We start from the raw sequence: 21754 nt of genomic DNA, 5'->3' as shown, positions 1-21754 counted from the left end.
TGCACCGCCCCGAACTGTGCCCCAGACTTGCATGAGCTGCAACTGCTTCACGCAACGGCATTTCAAAGCGCTTTGGATTGCCGCATCACGCCACCGGAATTGTCAGGAGTCAAGAGGCTCGCTCAACTAATCGATTTAAGTTCGACAGCAGTGTGCGCTGCAGCATGCTTTTTGGGTACCGCACGAGTAGATTTCGCTTCAAAGCAAGCAATTCGGCAGCTATTCTTGCCGGCGACACGCAGCTGCTTCGCCCGACATCAGGCAGAAGCCCGATTGAAAGCGCTTTGAGAATCGGAGCCGAGGTGAACCTCAAGCAATTGTCGCTGATGCTCGAACTCTCGCAGACGACGGTGAGTCGTGCGCTGAACGGCTATCCCGAGGTCAGCGAGGAGACTCGTCGGCGGGTTACCGATGCCGCCAAGCGCCACGGCTACCGGCCGAACCCGAGTGCGCGCCGGCTGGCGACCGGCAAGGCCGGGATGATCGGCTATGTCATGCCCACGGGAGCCTCGGTCGACATCGATCCGCATTTCGTCGAATTTCTCTCCGGCCTCGGCGACTATGCCCGCGGCCACGAACTCGATCTTGTGCTGAGCCCGGCGGATGCCCAGGACGAAGAAACCACTTACCGGCGCATCGTCGCCAACAAGCAGGTCGACGCGCTCTATATCTCGGCGCCCTACAATGCCGACAAGCGCGTGGCGCTTGCCCACCAGCTCGGCATCCCCTTCATCGTGCATGGCCGCAGCGAAGGCCTCGATTTCGACTATCCGTTCATCGACATCGACAATGAAGGCGCCTTTCATGACGCGACGCGGCTGCTCGTCCAGCTCGGTCACAAGCGGGTGGCGCTGATCAATGGCGACGACACCCAGACCTTCGCCATCTTCCGCGAGCGCGGCGTGAGGCGAGCGCTGGCCGAAAGCGGGCTGGTGCTGGAGCCGAAGAACATCCGTTCGGAGATCATGACCGAGGAAAACGGCTACCGCGCCGCGCGGCGGTTGCTCGAGGGGCCGGAGGCGCCGACGGCGATCGTCTGCTCCAGCCTGCTGATGGCGCTTGGCATCGTACGCGCGGCGCGCGACCTCAATCTCTCGATGCCACGGGATCTCTCGCTGGTCAGCCACGACGACGTGTTCCACTGGCTGAAGCCGGAGCATTTTTCGGTGCCGCTGACGACGACACGCTCGTCGATCCGCGCCGCGGGCGCCCGCGTCGCCGAAAGGCTGGCGGCGCGCATTTCGGGGCTGGAAGACGGCGCACGCGGCGAGGTCTGGCCGGTCGACCTGGTGGTGCGCGGGTCCATTTCAGGCGCGAGATAGAAACCGCCAGGCTATTCCTGCGGCATCTCGGCGGCGTTGTAGACGTGGCGGGCGGCCAGCAGGGCGGCGAGTTCGCTGTCTCCGGCGATCACCGCCCGCAGGATGCCGGCATGTTCTTCCCAGTTCTGGCGGCCGCGGCGCTTGCTGATCGGCGCGAACAGCATGACCGTGCGGTCGCGCAGCGAGCGCACCATGTCCTGCAGCACGGAATTGGCGGCGACGGTTGCCAGCGCCTCGTGGAACTCGGTGTTCTGGCGCGACAGCAGCACCGGATCGTCGGTGTCGGCGAGCTTGGCGCCGTCGTCGAGGATGCGCTGCAGGGCGGCGATCTGTTCGGGATCGTGGCGCTTGGCCGCGAGCTTGGCGTTGAGCGCCTCGAGCGTGGCGCGAACCTCGACCAGCTCGCGCTTCTGCTCCTCGCTGAAGACGGTGACGGAAGCGCCGCGTCGCGGCTCGATGGTGACGATGCCTTCGGCGGCGAGCTCGCGCAGCGCCTCGCGTACCGGCATGCGCGACACGCCCATCTCCTCGGAAAGGCGGCCCTCGACCAATCTTTCGCCGACGCCGATTTCGCCGCTGACGATGCGCTCGCGCAAGGCGGCGGTGATCAGCTTGGTGAGCGGAGCGTGGATTTCCCCGAGTACGACGGTCATGGTCTTACACTTCCTGTGGCAAGGGTCGAATCAACCTGCGGAAGCAACGCCTTGTGCCGGATGATATAGCGTCCGGGCTTTGGAGTACAATATTCAATCCGCATCGCCCATCTGCTGCATTGCAGGCCACGACGCGAGCCGGTTTGCGCCATGGAGTGGCCCAAACAGCATACCGTCGCGGCCGATGCTCATCGCCTCCGCGGCGTCCAATGGCAACCCGGGGTTGAGACCCGGCCAATCGTGAGTTGGCGTTGCCGGCGTGCCGTGGCGAATGAAGGTCGCCCAGGCAGCCATCGCGGCGGCGACGGTGGCATCGACATCGACGCCGATCTTGGGCGCAAGATGCGGATGGCGGTGGGTGCCGAAGACGAACGGCACGCAGGCGGCGTGCGGCGTGCCGCCGGTCACGGCGAGCGGCCAGGCGAAATCGTAGAGGAAAGCGGGCGAGCCGCGCCGCGCATGGCGCGTTGCATAGTGCAAGATCGGCGCGCGGAAGACGAGGTCGGAGTAGATGGCGAGCCAGATCGCGGCGGAGCCGGCATCCGGCATGGCAAAGCCATAGGCGGCGAAGGTCGCCGCGGGCGAAGGCGTGGGCTCGAACGGGTAATGCAGCGCAATCAGCCGCGCCAGCGCCGCTTCGAATGGCGCACCCGGTTCGGGCGGCGTCAGTGCCGAAAGCCTGGTGCCGTCGGGCAGAGCGAGGTCATACCAGAACCTGGCCTCGTCGCGGGTGAAACCGATCAGCAGCGGCACGTCGGCGAGCACCCCGTCATGCGGCCAGGCATGCACCAACCTGCCATCGAGCGTGGGCGCGGTGCGCGGCCGGGGGAACCGTCTGGCGAAGTCGACATCGCGCAGCAGCGCAGCTTCGCGGCGGACGAGGTCGGAACCGTCGAGATCGCGCAGGCCGGCGACCGAGGTGCCCAGTGCCGCAGCCACCGCCTCGGTGTATTCGGCGGCATCGTCGAGCCCGACGAACATTGGCGGTTGGAACAGCGGAGGGCTTTGGGCGATGACACCGCAAAACAGCCCCTCACAGTCCGGGTTCTGCGCGATCAGCACGACATTGGCGGCGCCAGAGGATTGGCCAGCTATCGTCATCTTGCGCGGATCGCCGCCGAAGCCGGCGATGCTGTCGCGCAGCCAGCGCAGGCTCGCGATCTTGTCCTGCATGCCCCAGTTGGCGCATGTGCCGGTTTCGGGGTCGGTGAGTTCGGGATGGGCAAGACCACCCAGCGGGCCGAGACGGTAGTTGACGGTGACGACGACGATGCCGTGTTCGCGGGCGAGGCGAAAACCGTCACAGGCGGCAGCGCCGCCATGGCCATTACGCGTCGCCCCGCCATGGAACCAGACCAGCACCGGCGCATCGCAGGCATCGGCAGGCGCCCAGACATTCAGCGTCAAGCAGTCCTCGTCCATGCAGGCGATCGGCTCGGTGAGCCAGGTCTGGCTGCCGGCGAGATGCTGCGGTGCCGCCGGACCGATGTGGTCGGCACGCCGTATGCCGGCCCAACCAGGCGCTGGCCTTGGCGACCGCAACCGCAGAGCACCGACGGGCGCCGCCGCATAGGGAATGCCGAGGAACCGGTCGACGCCGTCATGCCGTTGCCCGGCGAGGCTGCCGGCGGGCGTTTCGACTGCGATCTCCATGCTGCCCTCGCCCTACCAGCCGTTCGCCGCTACTCGGCCGGCACGAGCGTGTGCTGGAAATTGAAGGCGTCGGCGTAGATGAAGCCGGGATTGGCGCCGTTCTCGACGAACAGTTTCCTGGCGCTCGAAATCATCTTGGGCGAGCCGCACATGTAGATCGCGTGCTCGGAAAAATCGCCGATGTCCTCGGCGGCGACCTCCTGGACATAGCCTTGCCGCCCTTGCCAGCCCGGACCGGGCCGCGACAGCACCGGCACATACTGGAAGTCACACAGACGCTCGGCCCAGGACTGGATCTCGTCATGCAGATAGAGGTCGTCCTCGGTACGCATGCCCCAATAGAGCGACACAGGCGGGCAGTCGGGATCGTCCATCAGCGATTCCAGTATGCTCTTGATCGGCGCCAGCCCCGTGCCCGTCGCTACCATCAGCAACGGGCGAAAATCCTCCTTGCGGCAGCAGAACAGGCCATGCGGCAGCTCGACGTCAAGCCGGTCGCCGGGGCCGAGCCGCGGCAACTGGCCCGCGGTGAAGTGACCGTCACGTACGCGTCGGATGTGCAGATCGACGGTCTTGCCGTTGGGCACCGAAGCCATCGAAAAGCTGCGCTTGTTGCCGTCGCCGAGCAGCACATTGAGATATTGCCCTGGCCGGTAGACAAGCTGTTCCGCGCCGGGAAGTGCCAGCGTCAGGTGCACGACGTCGCGGCCGACATTGCGGACAGACTGGATGGTCGCGGTATACCGTTCTGGATCGGAGCACGGCTCCATCGGCCGTTCGGTCGAGATCAGCAGGTCGCTCTCCGGCCGCGCCTGGCAGGCAAGGGCGAAGCCCTCTTCCTCGTCCTCCGGGGACAGCGCCAGCGGGTATTCCTCATAGCGGACGCAGCCTTCCATCAGCCTGATACGGCAGGTGCCGCAGCCACCCTCGGTGCAGTCGTGCAGCAGCTGTACGCCCTGGCGGATCGCCGCCATCAGCACGGATTCCTCGGAGGCAACGGTAAACTGGTCCTCGGTTTCGAGGACGCGCACAACATGGTCCATCCATGTCTCCACTACGGTTGGGATGCGGCGCTGCCGCTTCGGTCACTTCTTGATGTCGGCCTGCACCATGACCTTGTGCCCCTTGGGCTCGAGCAACGCCGCAAGTGCTGCGAGTGCAGCTATGCCGCAGGCGATGTCCTGCTCGCCATTGCCGCCGCTCAAGCCGACGCCGCCGATGACCTCGCCATCGACGACGACTGGAAAGCCACCAACAAAGGCGGCGAAGCGGCCCTCGAAGCTGAGCTGGATGCCGAAGGCCTCGTTGCCGGGCAGTGCCGGGCCGTTGGGCGGGGTGGTAAACAGGTGCGTCGAGCGCTTGTGGCCGGCAGCGGTGAAGGCCTTGTTCCAGGCGATCTGCGGGCCGGTGACGCGCGCGCCGTTCATGCGCTCCAGCGCGATCGGGTAGCCGCCGTCATCAGCGATGCAGACAGTTTCGGGAACGTTGAGTTCCAGCGCCTTGGCGACCGCCGCGGCCACCATCACGCGGGCTTCTTCGAGTTCGAGTTTCAGGACCTGTTTCACGTCGGTATCGTCCGGCAATTGTTGATATTTTGGGCCACCGGGGGAACGCACGCGGCGTTGCCGCCCCGCGCGCTCCCACTGTGGCGGGATCAGGCGGCGAGCAGCTCGTCGAGCGGCAGTTCGGCCGCGACATAGTCGTTGTAGAGGGCGGTGGTGTAGAGCAGCCGCATCTGCGCGCCGACCTCGCAGATCTTGAGGCATCGCTGCTGCATCTCGACCGTGCGGGCATGCTCGAGCACGATCTGGTAGCCGCGCTCGCCATGGATCTCGTCGGAGACGATGTGCAGGTCGAAGAACTCGACCTCCTCGTCGGTAAAGCCATATTTGTCGCGCAGTGTCGGCGTCTGCTTGCGGTAGATCGACGGCACCTGGGATTCGAGGCCGACCACCAGTCCGGCAACGGCGACGATCGGATCCTCACGCATCGCCACCGCATAACACCAACTCTGCAGGGCGCGGGTGGTCGGCGACATGTTGTCGGGATCGCGCATCCTGTCGCCCGACGTGCCGCAGGCTTCGCCGAAACGGACAAGCAGATCGGTGTGGCGGTCGCCGCCGATCTCTTCCTCATACATGTTGGCGAGCAGGAAATCCTTGGCCTCGACATAGCCCTCCGGCATGCGGGCGTAGATGTAGCCGAGGTAGTCCGCGAACGGCCCGACATAGTGGTAGTGGTTCTCCGCCCAACGGGCGAGATGGTCGCGGCTGAGCTTGCCGCTGGCCCAGCCGACGCTGAACGGCGACTTGTTGGCGCTCTTGCCCTTGATGGCGTTTTCGAGCGCGGTGCGGAACTCGTCCGGGTTCATTGCAACGGTCATTCACTGTTCCCCTTGAGGTGTCGTCTGCAGGTCATTTTGGAATACTGTATACCAAAATGACCTGAGCGCAAGGGGCGGTAAAGGATACTCTGGGGTAGTGTGTCGCGCCGGACTGGCCATGCCGCGGAAGTTCCGCTAGCTTTCCTGCATCCGAAACATTCCGGTGAACCTTTTTGCGGCCAACAACGACCAAGCAGACAGGAGCCCGGCGGTAGCACCGGCCATGAACATCGCATCTGACCCCATGTCCGATCGTGATCTCGTGAGCCGCGTCGCAAACGGCGACCGCGCCGCTTTGCGGCTCCTGTTCACGCGGCACCACGCACGGGTCTACCGTTTCGTGGCGCGCCAGACGGGGTCGGAAGCGATGGCGGATGACGTAGCCAATGAAGTGTTTCTCGAATTGTGGCGCCAGGCGCCGAAATTCGAAGGCCGTTCGGAAGTCTCGACCTGGCTGCTCGGCATAGCGCGCTTCAAGGCGCTGTCGTCGATGCGCAAGCGCAAGGAAGAGTGGCTTGACGACGACGATGCGGCTGCAGTGCCCGACGACAACGACACACCCGAAGTGGCGACGATGAAGCAGGACAAGGGTGCGGCCCTGCGCCGCCTCGTCGACACGCTCGCCGACGAGCATCGCACGGTCATCGACCTTGCCTATTACCATGGCAAGTCGGTCACCGAGATTGGCGAGGTGCTCGACATTCCTGTCGCCACCGTAAAGACGCGGATGTTCTATGCCCGCAAGAAGCTCGGCGAAGCCTTGAAGGCCGCCGGATATGACAGGGGGTGGCCATGAGCGCTGCCGAGAAGATGTCGCGCCGCGACGAGATCGAAACGCTGCTGCCCTTCTACCTGAACGGCACGCTCGAAGGGTCCGAACTGGCAACCGTGGAAGACTGGCTTGCCAGCGATCCCGAGGCACCCGCGGCCCTTGAAGCCGCCGAAGCGGAGTTCTCCGGCACGATGGCCGCCAACGAGGCGATCCGCCCGCCCGCCGATGCGCTGAGCCGCTTCTCGAAGCTGCTCGACGCCGAAGCCGGGCCGATGCGCGAGCCCCAGGCACAGTCGCTGCTGTCGCGGGTCTGGGAGCGTTTCATGGGCCTGCCGGTCGGCGTCGCCTGGGGTGCTGCAGCCGCACTGCTGGCACTGGTCATGGTGCAGTCGGTGCTCGAACCGGGCAGCCGCGGCAACGACGTCCAGGTCGCCGGCACCGGCGAGGACCAGGCGAAGCTGCCCTTCGCGCTGGTGACCTTCAAGCCGGACGCCAGGATGGCCGACATCGCCACCCTGCTCGGCGACAATGGTGCCTCGATCATCGACGGCCCGACAGCGAGTGGCGTGTTCCGCATCGCCATCCCGTCCGAGACGGTCGCCGACTATGACCGCATCGTCGGCGTCATTGCGGCGGCACCCTTCGCGGACACGGTGACGGCAGGAAGGAAACCGGCTGGATGACCACGTCAGGGCGAATTGCACGGCTCGTGCTGGCGGCGGCGGTGTTCGCCGCCACGCCTGTTTTCGCCCAGACCAACGACCCCAGCCTGACGCCGCAACAGCTCGACTGCCTTAATCAGACAACGGCAGCCGGCAACGCCAATTGCCTGCAGCCGGGTGGCCCGGCGCCTGGCGGTTCCACCCCAGGAGGCCCCTCGGGCGGCAGCGGCCTGCCCGGCGCCGTCGGGCTGCCCGAGCTGATCGTCGACCTGTTCCCCAATCCCGGCGATTTTCCCGGCGTCGCCTCGGGCAGCCAGCCGGCGACGCCGGTGCCGACACCCAACCCGCTGCGCGATCCCGCAGGCGGCGCTGCTGCTTCCGGCGGCGGGCAGGCCGGATCTCCGCCGCCGACGCCTCCTGCAGCCGATGCGACGCCGCCCGGCCCCGCCATCACCGCAGCACCGCGCGCCATCTCGGGCAACTTCGTGCCTGACGAGGTGTTGGTGACGGTTGCCGGCGATGCCGCCGACGCCCAGGCGCTGGCGGCCGCCTACGGCCTCGAAATCCGCTCGCAGCGCCAGTCGACGCTGCTCGGCACCAGCCTCGTACGCTTCGGCATTCCCGATGGCCGTCCGGTCGGCGTGGTGCTGGCGCAGCTCGCCGGCGACGGCCGTACCAGCGAGCGCGAGCCCAACCACATCTACGAACTGCAGCAGGCGGCAGCCGCTCCCAGCTTCGCCTTCCAGCGCATCTCGCTCGACGAGGCGGCGGCGAATGGCGAGAACGTCAATGTCGCAGTCATCGATACGGCCATCGACGAAACCCACCCGGCGCTCAAGGGCGCCATCGCACAGAGCTTCGACGCCATGCCGGGCGTTGCCGTCACCGCGCGTGACCACGCGACGTCGGTGGCCGGGCTGATATCAGGCACCGGCGACTTCAAGGGCATGGCGCCGGGTTCGAAGATCTTCCACGCCCGCGCCTTCGAAGGCGGCAAGTCAACGATGGAAATCATCCTCAACGCCCTCGACTGGGCCGCCGAGCAGGACGTCCAGATCGTCAATATGAGCTTCGTCGGGCCCAAGAACGCGCTGCTGGAGCAGGCGAGCCGCGGTGCGCGTGCGCGCGGCATGATCCTGGTCGCCGCCGCCGGCAACAACGGTCCGGGCGCGCCTTATGGCTACCCCGCCGCCTACAAGGGCGTGATCGCGGTGACGGCCACCGACGCCAAGGACGCGATCATGAAGCAGGCCAATCGCGGGCCCTATGTCTATATCTCTGCACCCGGCGTCGACCTGATGGCGCCCGTCGGCGGCGGCACCGACCTGGTCACCGGCACGTCATTTGCCGCGGCCGTCGTCAGCGGCGCAATTGCCAACCTTTTGCACGCCGAGCCGAAACGCAGCGTCGACTCGATCGAAAAGGCTCTGGCCAGCACCGCCACCGACCTCGGCGACAAGGGCCGCGACACCGACTTCGGCTTCGGGCTGATCAACACCAGGGCGGCAGAGGCGGCAAAGCAATAGGTGCGGCGTCACCCGGCGCAGAATTGCGCGATGCCATCGAAGCGACATGTCAGGAGCCACTGCTCCACCGAATTGCGGCACGGTGGCGTGGAATTTCCGTCGCTTCGCTGACAATTTACTTCGTTCATCATAATATCCTTGGCCTGTTGCAGGCAAAAAACGACAGATGTACATGGTCACCCCATGCGCAACACTTCGCTTTTCGCAGCTGCAAGCCTGGGATGCTTCATTGTCGCAGCCATGTCCCTGGCGTCACCGCAAGCCTTGGCCGTCAGTTCCTGGCCGCCATTCGAGAGGGCCACTTGTGCTCGCTTGCTCGACAGCTATCACGACAGCGGCGTGAAGCCGGCATATGGCACGCCGGAGTACAGGCGCTACGCCGAATGCTACTACATCATCTGCCGATCGCAGCTGAGCTGGTGATCGCATTGGCCGGAGACCGTGACGGCGCCACATTAAACAAAAGCCACAGCTAATATAGATTTCACTAAATCAATCTTCACCTTTCATAACGCCACGTCAGTGCGCGTCTTTATTTTCAACTGACAGTTGACGAAAATTCCTAGCTGTTGCAGTAGGCGATTTGTTCCGATCATTTGCTTCAATCAATTTTCACGCCCGGACGCACATCATGACCCGTAAGGTAACCTTGCTTGGCCTTTCCGCAATTGTCGCGGGCTGCACGACAATGTCGCAAGGCGAATACAAGACTGCTCAGACGGCACTTAGCGGCAGCCCCGCCCTCAAACGCGAGATCATGGCGAACTGCATCAAGCGTGAGAATGCACGCCCGGCCAAGGACAAGGCCGATATGGCAACGGTGTTCAACATCAACCCGAGCAACTATGCGCAAACCTTCTGCAAGCGCATGATCAACGGCATGGCCAGAAACCGCATCACCTACCAGGACTACCGCAATCTTGATTCCACCACCGCTGACAACAGCAAATTGATCCGCGTCCTGCAGGGGCGCTGATCTCAGCCGGACATAACCGCCGTTCGACAAAGCAACTGCCTTAAGCATGCCGCAATCTGACCTATAGCTCCGCGCCATCATGACCTGTTCTTTTGAGTCCCGCTAAAGCCCCGCTTCACGCATCGCGTGGACCGGGGCCGTGTTCAGCCAAACCGGTGAGCTCTTTGCTCGCCATGGTGGATGACGCCCGGTGCATTGGCGCTGGGACTGCGGACTCACAACTTCATGAATATCTCGAAGAAGGAGCGCAAAGCGCTCGAAGTGCTGTCGTTTGGCGGCACCATCATCCTGGAAAAAGACACCAGAAACCGACCACTGGAAGCGTCGTTCGTCACCCGGGAAGGGTGGTCGCTCGAGGGCGCCGGCCTCGCCGAATTCAAGGTGCTGAAGGCGAAGCGTCTGGTGGTCTCCCGCAACGGCGGCAACTACACCATCTCACGGGAAGGCGTGGTCAGCCTGCAGCAGGCACGTCAGGCGGCGAAGAAGGGATAGAGGGTATGCCAGGTATCGGATAAGCTAACGATGAGAGCGGGATTGCAGCTATGGCAACTGTCTATGCGATGGGCCTGATGATCGTTGCGCCACTGGCTGCGAGGCTGGCGACGATCCTGCTCACGTCTGGCGGAAGCCACCGCGTCATCAGTGCGGCACTCACATCGGGCACGCTGGTGGTGTGTGGGTATTTCCTGCTTACCGGCGTGACCAACTCCTGCGCTATCAAAGAGGGTGAGTGCGTCGGATCGACCGCCACCGCCTATCTTGTCGTCGTATTCTGGCTGATGTCTGCCGCTGCATGCCTGTATCGCGTATTCTCGGTCAGGCACCCCTCGTCAACTCAGCCTTAGAGGCAATTACCCGCCGACGATCCGTCGGTAAACCAGTCCCGCAAGGGCTATGTCCTGCAGGCCGACGCCGACTGACTTGTAGATAGTGATTTCGTCCTCGCTGGTGCGGCCGCGTGCCTTGCCGGCGAGGATTTCGCCGAGCTCGACGATCTTGTCCGAAACGAGCGCCGTGGGATCCGCGAGCACGAGATCGCCTGCCTCGCGTTGGCTCTGTTCGCGCCATTCGACGGCGACGAGCGAAGCACGGGCCATCGCCCGGTCGTCGAGCTCGCGGGTGTTGGGCAGGCTCGAGCCGACGGCGGCGATGAAACAGCCTGATTTGAGCAGGTCGCCCGAAAACAGCGCGGATGGCGAACGCGAGGCGGTGACCAGGATGTCGGCTTCCGCGGCCGCCTGTTCGGCCGTGGCCAGTCGCGTGGGGATGCCGCAGGCGGCTTCAAGTTCTACCGCCGATGCAGGATCGGACGAGCGGCTGACAAGCAGCACGCGCCGGAGCGGGAAGGCCTCGGCCATCTGCACCGCATGGGCCCGTCCGAGCGGACCGGAGCCGAAGACGGAGAGCGTCGAGGCCTCCGGCCTGGCGAGGTGCTGGGCCGATATGACCGAGCAGCCGGCGGTCCGGAGCTTGGTGATGGCGCCGGCATCGAAGGTGGCGAGCGCGCGGCCGTCGACCGAGGAGAACAGCAGGATGATGAAGGAAAACTGGCCTTTGATGGTGGTGTAGACCTTGGCGCCGACCACCTCCTGTCCGGGGATGACCGCGCCCAGGGTCGACAGCTTGACGCCGCCGGCATCGCTGCGGATGCGCGCCTGCATCGCCGCCTCCTCGCGGCCGAAACGCAGAAAGGCATCGGCCAGCACCTCGCGCGCCTCGGCGGCGGAGACGGCAGCCTCGACCAGCTCGTCTGATATGTGGGGCAGGCTCATGGGACGACCGTCCTCGCGAGGATGCCGAGCGCGCCGAGGCCGGACATGGTGAGCAGCAGTAAACGCACGCCACGCGGCGAAAAATAGCGGTGGAACCGGCCGGAGACGAAGAAGCCACCAAGCATCAGCGGGAACAGCAGGATGCCAAGCCAGAGCTGCGGCAGGGTGAAACGGTCGACATATGCCAACATCAATAGCGACAGGATGGCGCCGGCGAAGAAGACGCAGCTGATGGTCGCCCGCATCTGGCGCGGCGGCACATATTGCATGACTATGGCAAAGGGCGGCGCACCGGACGAGGTAATCGTGCCCATCAGGCCGGAGGCGAGGCCGGCGATCGCCATGTTGGGGTGAGACGCCCTGACCTTCCAGCCGGCGAAGCTGAGGCCAACACCGGCGAGGATCAACAGCGCAAAGACGATCGAGAATGCATTGGTCGGCAGGGCGGCGAGCGTGGCGCCGGCAAGCAGCGTGCCGCCGGCACGTCCGGCCATCAACGTCGTCACGCTCGGCCAGTCGACGGCATCGAAATCGCGGAGCAGGCCGAGCAGTGCCAGGCCGGCGCCCAACACCAGCAGCGGCCCGGGCGCCATCTCGGGAAAGAACAGCACCGCGAGCGGCGCCGAGACCATGGCGCCCATGCCGACGAGATGGCCCGGCACGAAGTCGCCAGGCATCAGCTCAGTCAGGGACTGGAGCATGTCAGGCCCCAAGATAGATGCTCTTGATGCGGCTGTAGAAGTCCATGACGTTGGCCCCGCCCTGCTCCTTGGCCGCCTGATTGCTCGAATGCTTGAGGCCGCCGAAAGGCGCGTTGAGTGACACACCGGTTGTCGGGCTGTTGACCTTGACGATGCCGTGCTGGGTCTCGCGGGCGAAGCGCAGCACCGACGGCAGATCACCCGTCACCAGCGACACGGCGAGGCCGTATTCGGTGTCGTCGGCCAGCTTGATCGCCTCGTCGAGGCTGTCGATCGGGCGCACCGCGACGACCGGCCCAAAAATCTCCTCACGCCACAGACGGCTGGTCTCCGGCAGGTCGGAGACGACGGCGGGCCGGACGAAATAGCCATGCGCCAGGTTCGAGTCGGCCTCACGCAGCGCATCGCCGCCAACGACCCGGCCGCCCTCTTCGCGGGCGATGCCGACATAGGCCAGTACCTTGTCGTATTGCACGCGGGTGGCAAGCGGCCCCATCTGCACGCCTTCTGCCATGCCCGGGCCGACCTTGATGGCGGAGGCCGATTTTTCGAGCCGCGCCACCAGTTCGGCATAAAGCGGGCGGGCGACGAGCACGCGGCTGGTGCCGGTGCAGGCCTGGCCGGTGAGCCCGAAGGCGCCGCGCTCGATGGTGGCGACGGCCTTGTCGATGCCGGCGTCGACCAGCACGACGGTCGCGTTCTTGCCGCCCATTTCAAGCTGGACGCGGGTGTCGGTGGAGAGCGACGCCGCGATCTGCTTGCCGACCGCATAGGAGCCGGTGAAGGTCAGCGCGTCGACACCGGCGCTTGCGGTGATCGCCTGACCGACCTTCGCGCCCTTGCCCTGGACGAGCGCCACGAGCTTTGGTGGCAGGCCGGCCTCAAGCAGCACCTCGACGAGGCGCTGGCCCATCAGCGGCGTGATTTCGGACGGCTTGAACACGACGCCATTGCCGGCGGCGAGTGCCGGGCCGAGCTTGCGGGCGGCCATCGACAGCGGGAAGTTCCACGGCGTGATGACTGCGACCACGCCGACCGGCTGGCGCAGCGACAGCACCAGTTGTGCGCTGTCGCTCGGGTAAGTCTCGCCATTGAGCCGCAGCGCCTCGCCGGCATAGAGGCGGAAGTTGGCGGCGATGCGCCGGGCCTCGTTGCGTGCCTCGGTCAGCGTCTTGCCTTCCTCGCGGGTCAGCTCGGTGGCGATCTCGTCGGCGCGTCGGGCCATGATGTCGGCGGCGCGGAACAAAACGTCGGCGCGAACCTCTGGCGACTGCGCCGCCCAGGCCGGCCAGGCGGCCGAGACGCCTGAGATGGCGGCAGTGACATCGGCAGCGTCAGAATCCGGGAACAGGCCGATGAGGTCGCGCTCGTCGGCGGGATTGCGGTCCTCGAAGGTGGTGCCGCCAAAAGCTGGCTGCCACTCGCCGGCGATGTAGTTCAGGTGTCGCTCTGTCATTGGTCGTTTGCTTTCGGGGAGTCGTTTGCTTCGGCGGTCGTTCTGCTTCGAGAATGCGCCTCGGCGCACCCTGCTCAGCGTCCTTTTGGCACCCAGGAGACGGCGACATCGCCGAGCACGAAGGTCTGGCAGGCCATGCGGAAACCGGCGGCAAGATCGTCTGAAGTCAGGTGGTTGCGTTCCTTGGGCTTGACGGCATCGGTGTTCTCGATGCCGGTCTCGATCCGGCACTTGCAGGTGCCGCACAGCCCGCCGCCGCATTTGAAGGGGATGCCCCCCTTCTCGCGCAGCGACACGCGCAGCAGATTGCTGTTTTCGGGCGCGGACACCTGCTTGTTGTCGTTGGTGATGAAGGTGATGTTGATCATCGGCGCGTTCGATGCTGTTGGCCGGTCAGACCAGCTTGAGCTGGATGTCCATGCTGCCGTAGGTGGTGAGCGTCTTGAGCTCGTGGCGGGCGTCCTCGACGGACGAAAATTTCTCGAACAGCTTGCACGGCACGTTGTTCTCGATCTGCGGCGGCTCGTCCTCGACGATGCGGATGCGCGTCTGGTCCTGGTCGGTCAGCTTGGCGATGGTGAAGCTGGCGCGCTTGCGGCCGTAGAAGATGTAGTCGTAGGTTTCGACCGGCTGCACGCCGGGGCTCATTTCGGTCCGGAACTCGCCCGGCTTGGTCGTCAGAACCACATACATATCGTCCACCTCATGCTGATTGCTGGTCACGCCGACACCACCGAAGCGTTGCCGGCAAACTGTTCGGGAAGTGCCGCGCCCCTCCGGCGTGGCGAACTCACTTTGTCTTGCGCAATTCCGGACGGAAAACCGCAGCTAGGCTTGCTCCGTCACCTTCTCCTGGCGGAGTTCGATGTCGTTCTTGATCCACAGCTGGCAGACGAGCCGAAAACCCTCGTCGATCTTGTCGCCGAGCTGCTTCTTCTCCTTCCAGTTGGGCGGGGGCAGGTGCTCGGCGCCGGCGAGGATGCGGCTGGCGCAGGTGCCGCATTTTCCCATGCCGCATTTGTAAGCGAGGTGCGGATAGGGAAACTGCTTGATGCCGGCGCGGACGACGAGGTTGGTGTCCTCCTTGACCTCGCCTGAGAAGGCCTCACCCTTGCTATGGATCACGACTGTCGGCATGTGCGTGCCTCAAACCCCGCCGATGCCGGCGAGTTCGGGTTCCATCGGCGCAACGCGGCCGAGCTTCACATCCTCGGCAACATAGTCGTTGTAGAGGGCCGTGGTGTAGAGCAGGCGCATCTGGGCGCCGACCTCGCAGATCTTGAGGCAGCGTTCCTGCATCTCGACCGTACGCGCATGCTCAAGAACGATCTGGTAGCCACGCTCACCATGGATTTCGTCGGACACGATGTGCAGGTCGAAGAACTCGACCTCCTCGTCGCTGAAGCCGTAACTGTCGCGCAGCGTCGGCGTCTGCTTGCGATAGATCGACGGCACCTGGGATTCGAGGCCGACCACCAGTCCGGCAACGGCAACGATCGGATCCTCACGCATCGCCACCGCATAACACCAACTCTGCAGGCCGCGTGTCGTCGGCGACATGTTCTCCGGGTCGGTCATGCGCTCTCTGGATGTGCCGCATGCTTCGCCGAAACGGATCAGCAGGTCGGTGTGGCGGTCGCCGCCGATCTCTTCCTCATACATGTTGGCGAGCAGGAAATCCTTGGCCTCGACATATTGCTCAGGCATGCGGGAATAGATGTAGCCGAGGTAATCCGCGAACGGCCCGACATAATGATAGTGGTTCTCGGCCCAGCGCGAGAGATGGTCGCGGCTCAGCTTGCCGCTGGCCCAGGCGAGGCTGAATGGCGACTTGTTGGCGCTCTTGCCCTTGATGGCGTTTTCCAGCGCGGTGCGAAATTCGTCCGGGTTCATCGGCTTGGTCATGCGGTTCCCCTGTCTTCGATATGTCAAACTCGATTTAGAATACTGTATACCAAATTGACATCGGCGCAAGTCGCATTCTACTGTCGTGCAGGTGATCACGGCGACATGACGCATACAGTATGTTGCAAGGGCGATGATCGAAGGCCTGAACCAGGATTGGAACGACAGCGATGGACAGATCCGAGACACACGGCAACGCAGGCGTTCGCAGCGAAACCGCGATGGTGGCGACCGGGCACCCGCTCGCCGCCCGCGCCGCCCAGGACATGCTGGCCGCAGGCGGCACCGCGGTCGACGCGGCCATCGCCGCGGATGCAATCCTCGGCGTCGTCGAGCCAATGGCGACAGGCATCGGTGGCGACCTTCTGGCGATGCTGGTTGAACCAGACGGCCATGCCACCAGCTACAATGGCACCGGCCGCTCGCCGGCCGCATTGTCGGTCGAGGCGTTGGAAAACCTGCCGAACCGGCGCATCCCCGAACGACACGGACTGTCGGTCACCGTGCCCGGCGCGGTGCGCGGATGGTTCGACCTGCATGCCCGCTTTGGCCGCCTGCCCTTTGCCCAATTGATCGCTCCAGCCATCGCGCTCGCCGCCGACGGTTTTGCCGTCCTGCCGATCACCGCGCGCGAATGGGCAGTGTTCGAGCCGGTGATCAAGCTCGACCCGGTTGCAGGAAAACTCTACAGCGCCGGCAGCACGCCGCGCGAAGGCGAACGGTTCGCCAATCCCGAGCTGGCGGCAATGTTGCGGGCAATCGCCGCCGATGGGCCGGATGCCTTCTATCTCGGTACCCCGGCCCGCCAAGCAGCGGCAGCGAACCAGACCAGGGGCGGGCTGCTGACGGCTGAGGATTTCGCCAACCATCGCGGCGATTTCGTGCTGCCGCTCGAACGAAAGTTCCGTGACCTGACAGTGCTCGAATGCCCGCCCAACACCCACGGCATGGCCGTGCTCGACGCGCTGGAGGAACTCGATGCCTTGCCGCTCGACCGGGATGATCCGACGACCACGCGTGCCATGGTCGAAGCAGTCGGCCGCGCCATGGCCAAGGCCAAGAAAATCGTCGCCGATCCATCGGGCAACACGGTCTGCACAGTTGTCGTCGACAAGGATGGCCTGGCGGTGACGCTGATGAGCAGCATCTTCAAGCGTTTCGGCTCCGGCATCGCCGTGCCCGGCTGCGGCTTCGTGCTGCAGAATCGGGGCTTAGGCTTTTCCGAACCGGGCCACATCAACGGGCCGGGGCCGTCGAAGCGGCCCTACCACACGGTAATCCCGGCGGCGACGTTGAAGGACGGCCGCTTCCATGCCGGCTTCGGTGTCGTCGGTGGCGCCATGCAGCCGCAAGGCCACGTCCAGATGATGGTCCGTCTGGCCGCCTGGGGTGAGAAGCTGCAGCCAGCCATCGATGCCCCGCGCTGGCGGTTGGAGGGCGATATGGCACTGGCGATCGAACCGGGCACGCCGGATGCGATCGTCAGGACGCTGCGCGACGCAGGCTACAGCGATCCGGAAGGTGCCGGCGAACTGGCCGGCCGCAGCGATTTCGGCGGTGCGCAATTCGTTGTGCGCGACGAAGACGGCGGCCTGCTCGGCGGCTCGGACAAGCGCAAGGACGGCGTGGCACTAGGCGCCTGAGCCGAGCACCTGCAAACGTCACTCTCAATAGCTTTGGGGACAAGGATTTGACCACATCATTCGATCGCATCGTGCTCATCACCGGTGCCGGCAGCGGCATTGGCGCCGAAACCGCCCGCCGGCTTGCAACCCCTGGCATTGGCCTGGTGCTGCACACACGCAAGAATGCCGAGGGGCTGGAGAGCGTCGCCGAGACCTGCCGGGCATCGGGGGCTGCGACCGAGATCGTGCTCGGCGATCTCGCCGATCCCGTTGTGCCGGCGGCAATGATTGCTGCCGCCCGCGCCCGCTTCGGCCGCGTCGACCAGATCGTTTCCAACGCCGCCCAGGCGACGCGCTCGACGCTCGGCGAGGTCGGGCCAGACGATCTGGCCCATGCGTTCGAGACGATGCCGACTGCATTGCTCCGTCTCGTCAATGCAGCGATGGCCGACCTCGTCGCCTCGGCCTGCGGGCGCGTGGTGGTGGTCAGCTCTTTTGTCGCTCACATCTTCGGCACCGCCGAGATCCATTTTCCGGCGACGTCTGCCGCCAAGGGCGCGCTCGAGGCGCTGGCTAAATCGATGGCCGTGCAACTTGCGCCGAAGGGCGTGACGGTCAATTGCGTCGTGCCGGGCTTCACCCGCAAGGATCCGACCGGCCATTTCGCGGCGACGACCTCGGCACTGGAAAAGGCGATCGACGTGACGCCTACCGGCCGGCTGACCGAACCGGCCGACGTCGCGGCGGCGATCCTGTTCCTGCTGTCGCGCGACGCCAGGCAGATCACCGGCCAGTCGCTGCATGTCGACGGCGGGTTGACGCTGCCGTGACCGCGCCCCGCCGCCTAGCGCAATTCCAGAAAAAGTGTGCCGCGGTTTTCCGTCCGGAATTGCGCAAGAACAAGAAGGTGCAGCGCTTCCGCATTTCGAGGAAGAGCGGAAACGCTTTAGCCGCCGAAACGCGAAGGCGCGAAGGCGGCAACCGGCACCGGTGGCTGCTCGTCGTGGAGCAGGCTGGCGACGACGGCACCTGTCATCGGGCCGTTGGCGAAGCCGATATGGCCGTGGCCAAAGGCGAAGATCAGCCTGGGATGGCGGGCGGCGCGGCCGATGACCGGCAGCCCGTCCGGCGTCGACGGCCGGCTGCCGAGCCAGGTTTTGCCGTCGACCGGCGTGGTGAAGGAAAGCGTCTTTCGCGCATCGGGTTCGACACCGTCGATCTGGGCATGCTCTGGCGGATCGTCCTGCCGCGCCAACTCGACACCGGTGAGCAGGCGCACGTTGCCGTTCATCGGCGACAGCACGTAGCCACCGGCAGCATCATAGACCGGGCGGCGCAGCTCAACGCCCTCGGCAAGGGCAAAATGGCGATGGTAGCCGCGCTCGGCCGCAAGCGGAAAACGATAGCCAAGGGTGCGAGCAAGCTCGGCCGAACGGGCACCGGCGGCGAGCACGACATGGCGACCTTCGATCCTCCGGCCAGCGACCATGACCGCCATGGTCTCGCCGGTTTCGAGGATGGCTTCCGCCTTGCCGGCGACAAGGACCGCGCCCCGACCTTCTGCCGCGTGCCGGTAGAGCTCGACAAGTTCGCCGGGGCTTTCGACGGAACCGGTGTCGGGAAAGAAGATGCCATTGCTGAAACGGCGGGCGAGATGCGGCTCGAGCTGGCGGATCTCATCCTCGCCGAGGCAGTCGATTCGGACGCCGCTCTCTTTCAGGACCGCCTGCTCCAGGACGCTGCCGGCGAATGCCTCGGCGCTACGATAGAGGCGGAGCCAACCATTGCGCTTGATCAGATGGCGGCCGCCGACGAGATCGGCCAGCGCGACATGGCGGTCGAACGCCTCGGCGACCATCGGGTTGAGTGCCGCCGCTGTGCGGCGCCATGCGCCCTCCTCGGCGGCAAGCAGGAAGCGCACCAGCCAGGGTGCGAGATGCGGCAGCGAGCGCAGGCGGGCGCGCACGGCGATGTCGCGGCCAAGCGCATAACGCGGCAAGCGCGCGCGGATGCCGGGTGCGGCCATCGGGAAGATCGAGCCACGGCTGAGCACGCCGGCATTGCCGAAGGATGCCCGGGCCTCGGCAATGTCAGGATCGATGACGGCGACCGCGAGACCGCGCGACTGCGCTTCGAGCGCCACCGACAGCCCGACGATGCCGCCGCCGACAACCACCACGTCGAACGGCTTTTCATTCTGCTTCACGCTGCCCACCCGATGCCCCGGTTGGTTCGATACCGGCCGATTCCAACAATGCATAACAGACGTATACTGATCAATTCCTATCTCTCAGCACCGGACGAAACATGCGCGACGTGACCCCACCTGCTCCCGCCTCCCAAGAGATCGCGCTGCCGCCCGAGGCAAGTGCTGCGGAAGCCGCCGATTTCGCGCGCGGCATAGCAGTGCTCGACAGGCTGGCCAGGCGCGTCAAAGAGCTGGCCCGCACGCAGGAGCGAGAGGACAAACAATGAGCAGGCTGGAACAGCTTTCCATTGCGGAACTTGCCATCACAGTGGCCCGCCGCGAGATCGCCGCCGTCGAGGTGACGGGCTATTTCCTCGACCGCATCGCGCGTTTTGATGGCGAGCTTTCGGGTTACGTCCATGTCGCCGACGAGGCAGCACTTTCGCAGGCACGGCGTCTCGACGCGCGCCTCGCGGCCGGCGAGACTGTCGGCCCGCTTGCGGGCGTGCCGATCTCGGTCAAGGACATAGTCGCGGTTGCCGGCATGCCCAACACCGGCGCCTCGCATTCGCGGCTCGGCCGCAGGCCGACGCAGGATGCGCCTGTCGTGCGCCGGCTCAGCGATGCCGGGGCGATCATCATCGGCAAGGCCAATTGCCATGAACTGGCCTTCGGCGGACCGTCCTTCGACCTGCCGTTTCCGCCGGCGCGCAATCCCTGGAACCCTGAGATGTTTCCGGGCGGCTCGTCGAGCGGGTCGGGCGTCACTGTCGCCGGTGGGCTGTGCCTGGGATCGGTGGCGACCGATACCGCCGGTTCGATCCGCCTGCCGGCGACGATGTGCGGCATGGTCGGCTTCAAGCCGGGCTTCGGCGTCGTTCCCGTGGACGGCATCGATGCGCTGGCCCATTCTATGGACCATTGCGGGCCGATCGCCGCGCGTGTCGACGACTGCCGCAGGCTCTATGCCGCGATGGCGGCGCACGAAATCGGGCCGATGCCTGCCGGCGACGCGCCGTCATTTACCGGCATGCGCCTCGGTGTATCACCTGACGCCTGGGGGCTGGGCGCCAGCCTGCGGCCCGAAGTGGTAACGGCAATGCGCAACGCGCTCGAGCTTTTCGCTGCCAACGGCGGCGAGATCGTCGAACTCGACCTGCCGCCGCTCGAAACCTTCCATGCGCCGGGCGCTGTGGTGATGATGGCCGAGATCGCGGCACATTACGGCGCCGAGGTGCGCGGCAATTTCTCCGCCTTTGGCGAAATGTTTCGCGGTCGCGCGCTGGTTGGTGAAAGTCTTGCCGCCGCCGACGTCGTCGCGGCACGGAAGCTGCGCGACGTGCTGCGCAGACGGGTCGACGCCAGCCTCGCCACTGTCGACGCCATGCTTTTGCCTGGCGCACTCGCACCGGCGGGACCGCTCAAGACAGTCGACAAGTTCTACTTCCTCGAGGAGCCTATCCCCAACATCCTGGCCAACCTGACCGGCCACCCGGCGCTGGCCTTCCCTTTCGGCAAGGCCGGCAGTGGCATGCCTCTGGGGTTGCAGATCGTCGGGTCAAGCGGGACCGAAAACCGCATCTTCGACATCGCCGCCATGTTCGAGCGCCTCGACGGCGATCTGGTCAGGCTGCCACCGCGCTATTTCAGCTGACGCCAGCCCCGCCGATCTGGCGGCCCACTCCTTGAACCACCGCAACAGTGGCGCCCGCCTGCTGCCCGCGTAACACTGCAGGCGGGCAACAGTTCAACATCGCTGCCAGCGAGAAACGCGATAACAGAACGTACAAGCAGTTCCTTGTTCGAAACGAGTATTGCCCAGCAATCTCATGCCGCGGTGGAGATCAGCCAAACAGGATAACGTCTCCCGCTGCACCAACAGGCTGGCGCAATTTGCACTCTTGTCGCCCAACACCAGCGCAGCCGTGGCTGTCGTCGCGATGTATTTTCCGCAGTCGTGACCGCCGGGAAAGGCGGAGGAACGCCGTCGTCCTTCTTACCATCGTCATTTTTGGTATACTATATGCAAGAAATTGCCAAAAAGAACCACTGGACCGATTTCTTGCGTGATATTCGTGAACGAAATTTCAGCAATCACGTTCTAAATTTTGTGCATTTTCAATAATTTATGGCGCCGTTTGGCGAATTTCAGAAACTCGA

The 21754-nt window shown here is 65.0% G+C and carries 24 protein-coding genes; 11 read left to right on the top strand and 13 right to left on the bottom strand.

Annotation, left to right across the window (positions count from 1 at the left end; translation table 11 throughout):
- The first annotated feature begins 302 nt into the window (after positions 1–302).
- Complete coding sequence (locus HNQ95_RS04130; protein ID WP_182573585.1) at positions 303–1322, top strand: LacI family DNA-binding transcriptional regulator; 1020 nt, start codon at positions 303–305, stop codon at positions 1320–1322.
- A gap of 11 nt (positions 1323–1333) precedes the next feature.
- Here HNQ95_RS04130 and HNQ95_RS04125 read toward each other — a convergent pair whose 3' ends face one another.
- The 5 genes from HNQ95_RS04125 to HNQ95_RS04105 form a co-directional block, all read right to left on the bottom strand.
- On the bottom strand, positions 1334–1975 hold the full coding sequence (locus HNQ95_RS04125) for a GntR family transcriptional regulator (RefSeq protein ID WP_067954987.1): 642 nt from the start codon (positions 1973–1975) through the stop codon (positions 1334–1336).
- Positions 1976–2068: 93 nt separating this feature from the next.
- Positions 2069–3628, bottom strand: a complete 1560-nt coding sequence (locus HNQ95_RS04120) for a carboxylesterase/lipase family protein (protein ID WP_182573586.1) — start codon at positions 3626–3628, stop codon at positions 2069–2071.
- Positions 3629–3657: 29 nt separating this feature from the next.
- Positions 3658–4671 carry a 2Fe-2S iron-sulfur cluster-binding protein gene (locus HNQ95_RS04115; protein WP_154384535.1) on the bottom strand — a complete coding sequence of 338 codons (1014 nt, stop codon included), beginning with the start codon at positions 4669–4671 and terminating at the stop codon, positions 3658–3660.
- A 42-nt stretch (positions 4672–4713) separates the two neighbouring features.
- Positions 4714–5193: a GlcG/HbpS family heme-binding protein gene (locus tag HNQ95_RS04110; RefSeq protein WP_067965788.1), complete on the bottom strand. Its 480-nt coding sequence runs from the start codon at positions 5191–5193 to the stop codon at positions 4714–4716.
- Between the two features lie 89 nt (positions 5194–5282).
- On the bottom strand, positions 5283–6011 hold the full coding sequence (locus HNQ95_RS04105; RefSeq protein WP_067954995.1) for an iron-containing redox enzyme family protein: 729 nt from the start codon (positions 6009–6011) through the stop codon (positions 5283–5285).
- Between the two features lie 223 nt (positions 6012–6234).
- Here HNQ95_RS04105 and HNQ95_RS04100 point away from each other — a divergent pair, with 223 nt between their 5' ends.
- The 6 genes from HNQ95_RS04100 to HNQ95_RS04075 all read left to right on the top strand — a co-directional run bounded on the left by HNQ95_RS04100 (position 6235) and on the right by HNQ95_RS04075 (position 10792).
- Entirely contained in the window at positions 6235–6807 is a 573-nt protein-coding gene (locus HNQ95_RS04100; RefSeq protein ID WP_067965790.1) for a sigma-70 family RNA polymerase sigma factor, read from the top strand.
- Complete coding sequence (locus HNQ95_RS04095) at positions 6804–7466, top strand: anti-sigma factor (RefSeq protein WP_154384533.1); 663 nt, start codon at positions 6804–6806, stop codon at positions 7464–7466. The genes HNQ95_RS04100 and HNQ95_RS04095 overlap by 4 nt, the downstream gene beginning before the upstream one ends.
- Positions 7463–8971, top strand: coding sequence for a S8 family serine peptidase (locus HNQ95_RS04090; protein WP_154384532.1), 1509 nt, complete (start codon positions 7463–7465; stop codon positions 8969–8971). The genes HNQ95_RS04095 and HNQ95_RS04090 overlap by 4 nt, the downstream gene beginning before the upstream one ends.
- 688 nt (positions 8972–9659) lie before the next feature.
- The gene (locus tag HNQ95_RS04085; protein WP_182573587.1) at positions 9660–9947 is read left to right on the top strand and encodes a hypothetical protein; all 288 of its coding nucleotides are present in this window, start codon (positions 9660–9662) and stop codon (positions 9945–9947) included.
- A 180-nt stretch (positions 9948–10127) separates the two neighbouring features.
- A complete protein-coding gene (locus HNQ95_RS04080; protein ID WP_154384530.1) occupies positions 10128–10439 on the top strand; it encodes a YjhX family toxin in 312 nt (103 codons plus the stop codon).
- Between the two features lie 50 nt (positions 10440–10489).
- Positions 10490–10792 (top strand): hypothetical protein, encoded by a 303-nt coding sequence (locus HNQ95_RS04075; RefSeq protein WP_154384529.1) that lies wholly within the window; start codon positions 10490–10492, stop codon positions 10790–10792.
- 6 nt (positions 10793–10798) lie between these two features.
- Here the strand turns inward: HNQ95_RS04075 and HNQ95_RS04070 are convergent, their stop codons facing one another.
- From HNQ95_RS04070 to HNQ95_RS04040, 7 genes are all read right to left on the bottom strand, one after another.
- A complete protein-coding gene (locus HNQ95_RS04070) occupies positions 10799–11719 on the bottom strand; it encodes an ornithine cyclodeaminase family protein (protein WP_210252512.1) in 921 nt (306 codons plus the stop codon).
- Complete coding sequence (locus tag HNQ95_RS04065) at positions 11716–12420, bottom strand: sulfite exporter TauE/SafE family protein (protein WP_246719226.1); 705 nt, start codon at positions 12418–12420, stop codon at positions 11716–11718. The genes HNQ95_RS04070 and HNQ95_RS04065 overlap by 4 nt, the downstream gene beginning before the upstream one ends.
- 1 nt (position 12421) lies before the next feature.
- The gene (locus HNQ95_RS04060) at positions 12422–13876 is read right to left on the bottom strand and encodes an aldehyde dehydrogenase family protein (RefSeq protein WP_154384527.1); all 1455 of its coding nucleotides are present in this window, start codon (positions 13874–13876) and stop codon (positions 12422–12424) included.
- A 74-nt stretch (positions 13877–13950) separates the two neighbouring features.
- Positions 13951–14244 (bottom strand): 2Fe-2S iron-sulfur cluster-binding protein, encoded by a 294-nt coding sequence (locus tag HNQ95_RS04055; protein ID WP_067955016.1) that lies wholly within the window; start codon positions 14242–14244, stop codon positions 13951–13953.
- A gap of 25 nt (positions 14245–14269) precedes the next feature.
- Positions 14270–14599 (bottom strand): ferredoxin, encoded by a 330-nt coding sequence (locus tag HNQ95_RS04050; protein WP_246765368.1) that lies wholly within the window; start codon positions 14597–14599, stop codon positions 14270–14272.
- Positions 14600–14704: 105 nt separating this feature from the next.
- The gene (locus tag HNQ95_RS04045; protein ID WP_067955019.1) at positions 14705–15013 is read right to left on the bottom strand and encodes a 2Fe-2S iron-sulfur cluster-binding protein; all 309 of its coding nucleotides are present in this window, start codon (positions 15011–15013) and stop codon (positions 14705–14707) included.
- 9 nt (positions 15014–15022) lie between these two features.
- Positions 15023–15781 (bottom strand): iron-containing redox enzyme family protein, encoded by a 759-nt coding sequence (locus HNQ95_RS04040; protein ID WP_154384526.1) that lies wholly within the window; start codon positions 15779–15781, stop codon positions 15023–15025.
- 170 nt (positions 15782–15951) lie between these two features.
- Here HNQ95_RS04040 and HNQ95_RS04035 point away from each other — a divergent pair, with 170 nt between their 5' ends.
- Together HNQ95_RS04035 and HNQ95_RS04030 are read left to right on the top strand one after the other, a co-directional pair.
- Positions 15952–17424, top strand: a complete 1473-nt coding sequence (locus tag HNQ95_RS04035) for a gamma-glutamyltransferase family protein (RefSeq protein ID WP_154384525.1) — start codon at positions 15952–15954, stop codon at positions 17422–17424.
- A gap of 47 nt (positions 17425–17471) precedes the next feature.
- The gene (locus HNQ95_RS04030) at positions 17472–18236 is read left to right on the top strand and encodes an SDR family NAD(P)-dependent oxidoreductase (protein ID WP_154384524.1); all 765 of its coding nucleotides are present in this window, start codon (positions 17472–17474) and stop codon (positions 18234–18236) included.
- A 116-nt stretch (positions 18237–18352) separates the two neighbouring features.
- Here the strand turns inward: HNQ95_RS04030 and HNQ95_RS04025 are convergent, their stop codons facing one another.
- Positions 18353–19612 (bottom strand): NAD(P)/FAD-dependent oxidoreductase, encoded by a 1260-nt coding sequence (locus HNQ95_RS04025; protein WP_182573590.1) that lies wholly within the window; start codon positions 19610–19612, stop codon positions 18353–18355.
- Between the two features lie 101 nt (positions 19613–19713).
- Between HNQ95_RS04025 and HNQ95_RS04020 the strand changes: the two genes are divergently transcribed.
- Positions 19714–19881 carry a hypothetical protein gene (locus HNQ95_RS04020; RefSeq protein ID WP_182573591.1) on the top strand — a complete coding sequence of 56 codons (168 nt, stop codon included), beginning with the start codon at positions 19714–19716 and terminating at the stop codon, positions 19879–19881.
- Positions 19878–21248, top strand: a complete 1371-nt coding sequence (locus HNQ95_RS04015) for an amidase (protein WP_182573592.1) — start codon at positions 19878–19880, stop codon at positions 21246–21248. The genes HNQ95_RS04020 and HNQ95_RS04015 overlap by 4 nt, the downstream gene beginning before the upstream one ends.
- Positions 21249–21754: the final 506 nt, after the last annotated feature.

Source organism: Aminobacter ciceronei (assembly GCF_014138625.1).
GTDB classification, from domain to species: Bacteria; Pseudomonadota; Alphaproteobacteria; order Rhizobiales; family Rhizobiaceae; genus Aminobacter; species Aminobacter ciceronei.
This window is presented reverse-complemented; position numbering and strand designations above follow the sequence as displayed.

What these genes read in the sequence shown, in the direction of transcription:
- HNQ95_RS04045 (WP_067955019.1), bottom strand. Translation starts at nt 15,013, where the DNA reads ATGCCGACAGTCGTGATCCATAGCAAGGGTGAGGCCTTCTCAGGCGAG.
- HNQ95_RS04035 (WP_154384525.1), top strand. Translation starts at nt 15,952, where the DNA reads ATGGACAGATCCGAGACACACGGCAACGCAGGCGTTCGCAGCGAAACC.
- HNQ95_RS04080 (WP_154384530.1), top strand. Translation starts at nt 10,128, where the DNA reads ATGACGCCCGGTGCATTGGCGCTGGGACTGCGGACTCACAACTTCATG.
- HNQ95_RS04090 (WP_154384532.1), top strand. Translation starts at nt 7,463, where the DNA reads ATGACCACGTCAGGGCGAATTGCACGGCTCGTGCTGGCGGCGGCGGTG.
- HNQ95_RS04055 (WP_067955016.1), bottom strand. Translation starts at nt 14,244, where the DNA reads ATGATCAACATCACCTTCATCACCAACGACAACAAGCAGGTGTCCGCG.
- HNQ95_RS04095 (WP_154384533.1), top strand. Translation starts at nt 6,804, where the DNA reads ATGAGCGCTGCCGAGAAGATGTCGCGCCGCGACGAGATCGAAACGCTG.
- HNQ95_RS04040 (WP_154384526.1), bottom strand. Translation starts at nt 15,781, where the DNA reads ATGACCAAGCCGATGAACCCGGACGAATTTCGCACCGCGCTGGAAAAC.
- HNQ95_RS04065 (WP_246719226.1), bottom strand. Translation starts at nt 12,420, where the DNA reads ATGCTCCAGTCCCTGACTGAGCTGATGCCTGGCGACTTCGTGCCGGGC.
- HNQ95_RS04085 (WP_182573587.1), top strand. Translation starts at nt 9,660, where the DNA reads ATGTCGCAAGGCGAATACAAGACTGCTCAGACGGCACTTAGCGGCAGC.
- HNQ95_RS04105 (WP_067954995.1), bottom strand. Translation starts at nt 6,011, where the DNA reads ATGACCGTTGCAATGAACCCGGACGAGTTCCGCACCGCGCTCGAAAAC.
- HNQ95_RS04020 (WP_182573591.1), top strand. Translation starts at nt 19,714, where the DNA reads ATGCGCGACGTGACCCCACCTGCTCCCGCCTCCCAAGAGATCGCGCTG.
- HNQ95_RS04060 (WP_154384527.1), bottom strand. Translation starts at nt 13,876, where the DNA reads ATGACAGAGCGACACCTGAACTACATCGCCGGCGAGTGGCAGCCAGCT.
- HNQ95_RS04100 (WP_067965790.1), top strand. Translation starts at nt 6,235, where the DNA reads ATGAACATCGCATCTGACCCCATGTCCGATCGTGATCTCGTGAGCCGC.
- HNQ95_RS04125 (WP_067954987.1), bottom strand. Translation starts at nt 1,975, where the DNA reads ATGACCGTCGTACTCGGGGAAATCCACGCTCCGCTCACCAAGCTGATC.
- HNQ95_RS04075 (WP_154384529.1), top strand. Translation starts at nt 10,490, where the DNA reads ATGGCAACTGTCTATGCGATGGGCCTGATGATCGTTGCGCCACTGGCT.
- HNQ95_RS04120 (WP_182573586.1), bottom strand. Translation starts at nt 3,628, where the DNA reads ATGGAGATCGCAGTCGAAACGCCCGCCGGCAGCCTCGCCGGGCAACGG.
- HNQ95_RS04070 (WP_210252512.1), bottom strand. Translation starts at nt 11,719, where the DNA reads ATGAGCCTGCCCCACATATCAGACGAGCTGGTCGAGGCTGCCGTCTCC.
- HNQ95_RS04115 (WP_154384535.1), bottom strand. Translation starts at nt 4,671, where the DNA reads ATGGACCATGTTGTGCGCGTCCTCGAAACCGAGGACCAGTTTACCGTT.
- HNQ95_RS04015 (WP_182573592.1), top strand. Translation starts at nt 19,878, where the DNA reads ATGAGCAGGCTGGAACAGCTTTCCATTGCGGAACTTGCCATCACAGTG.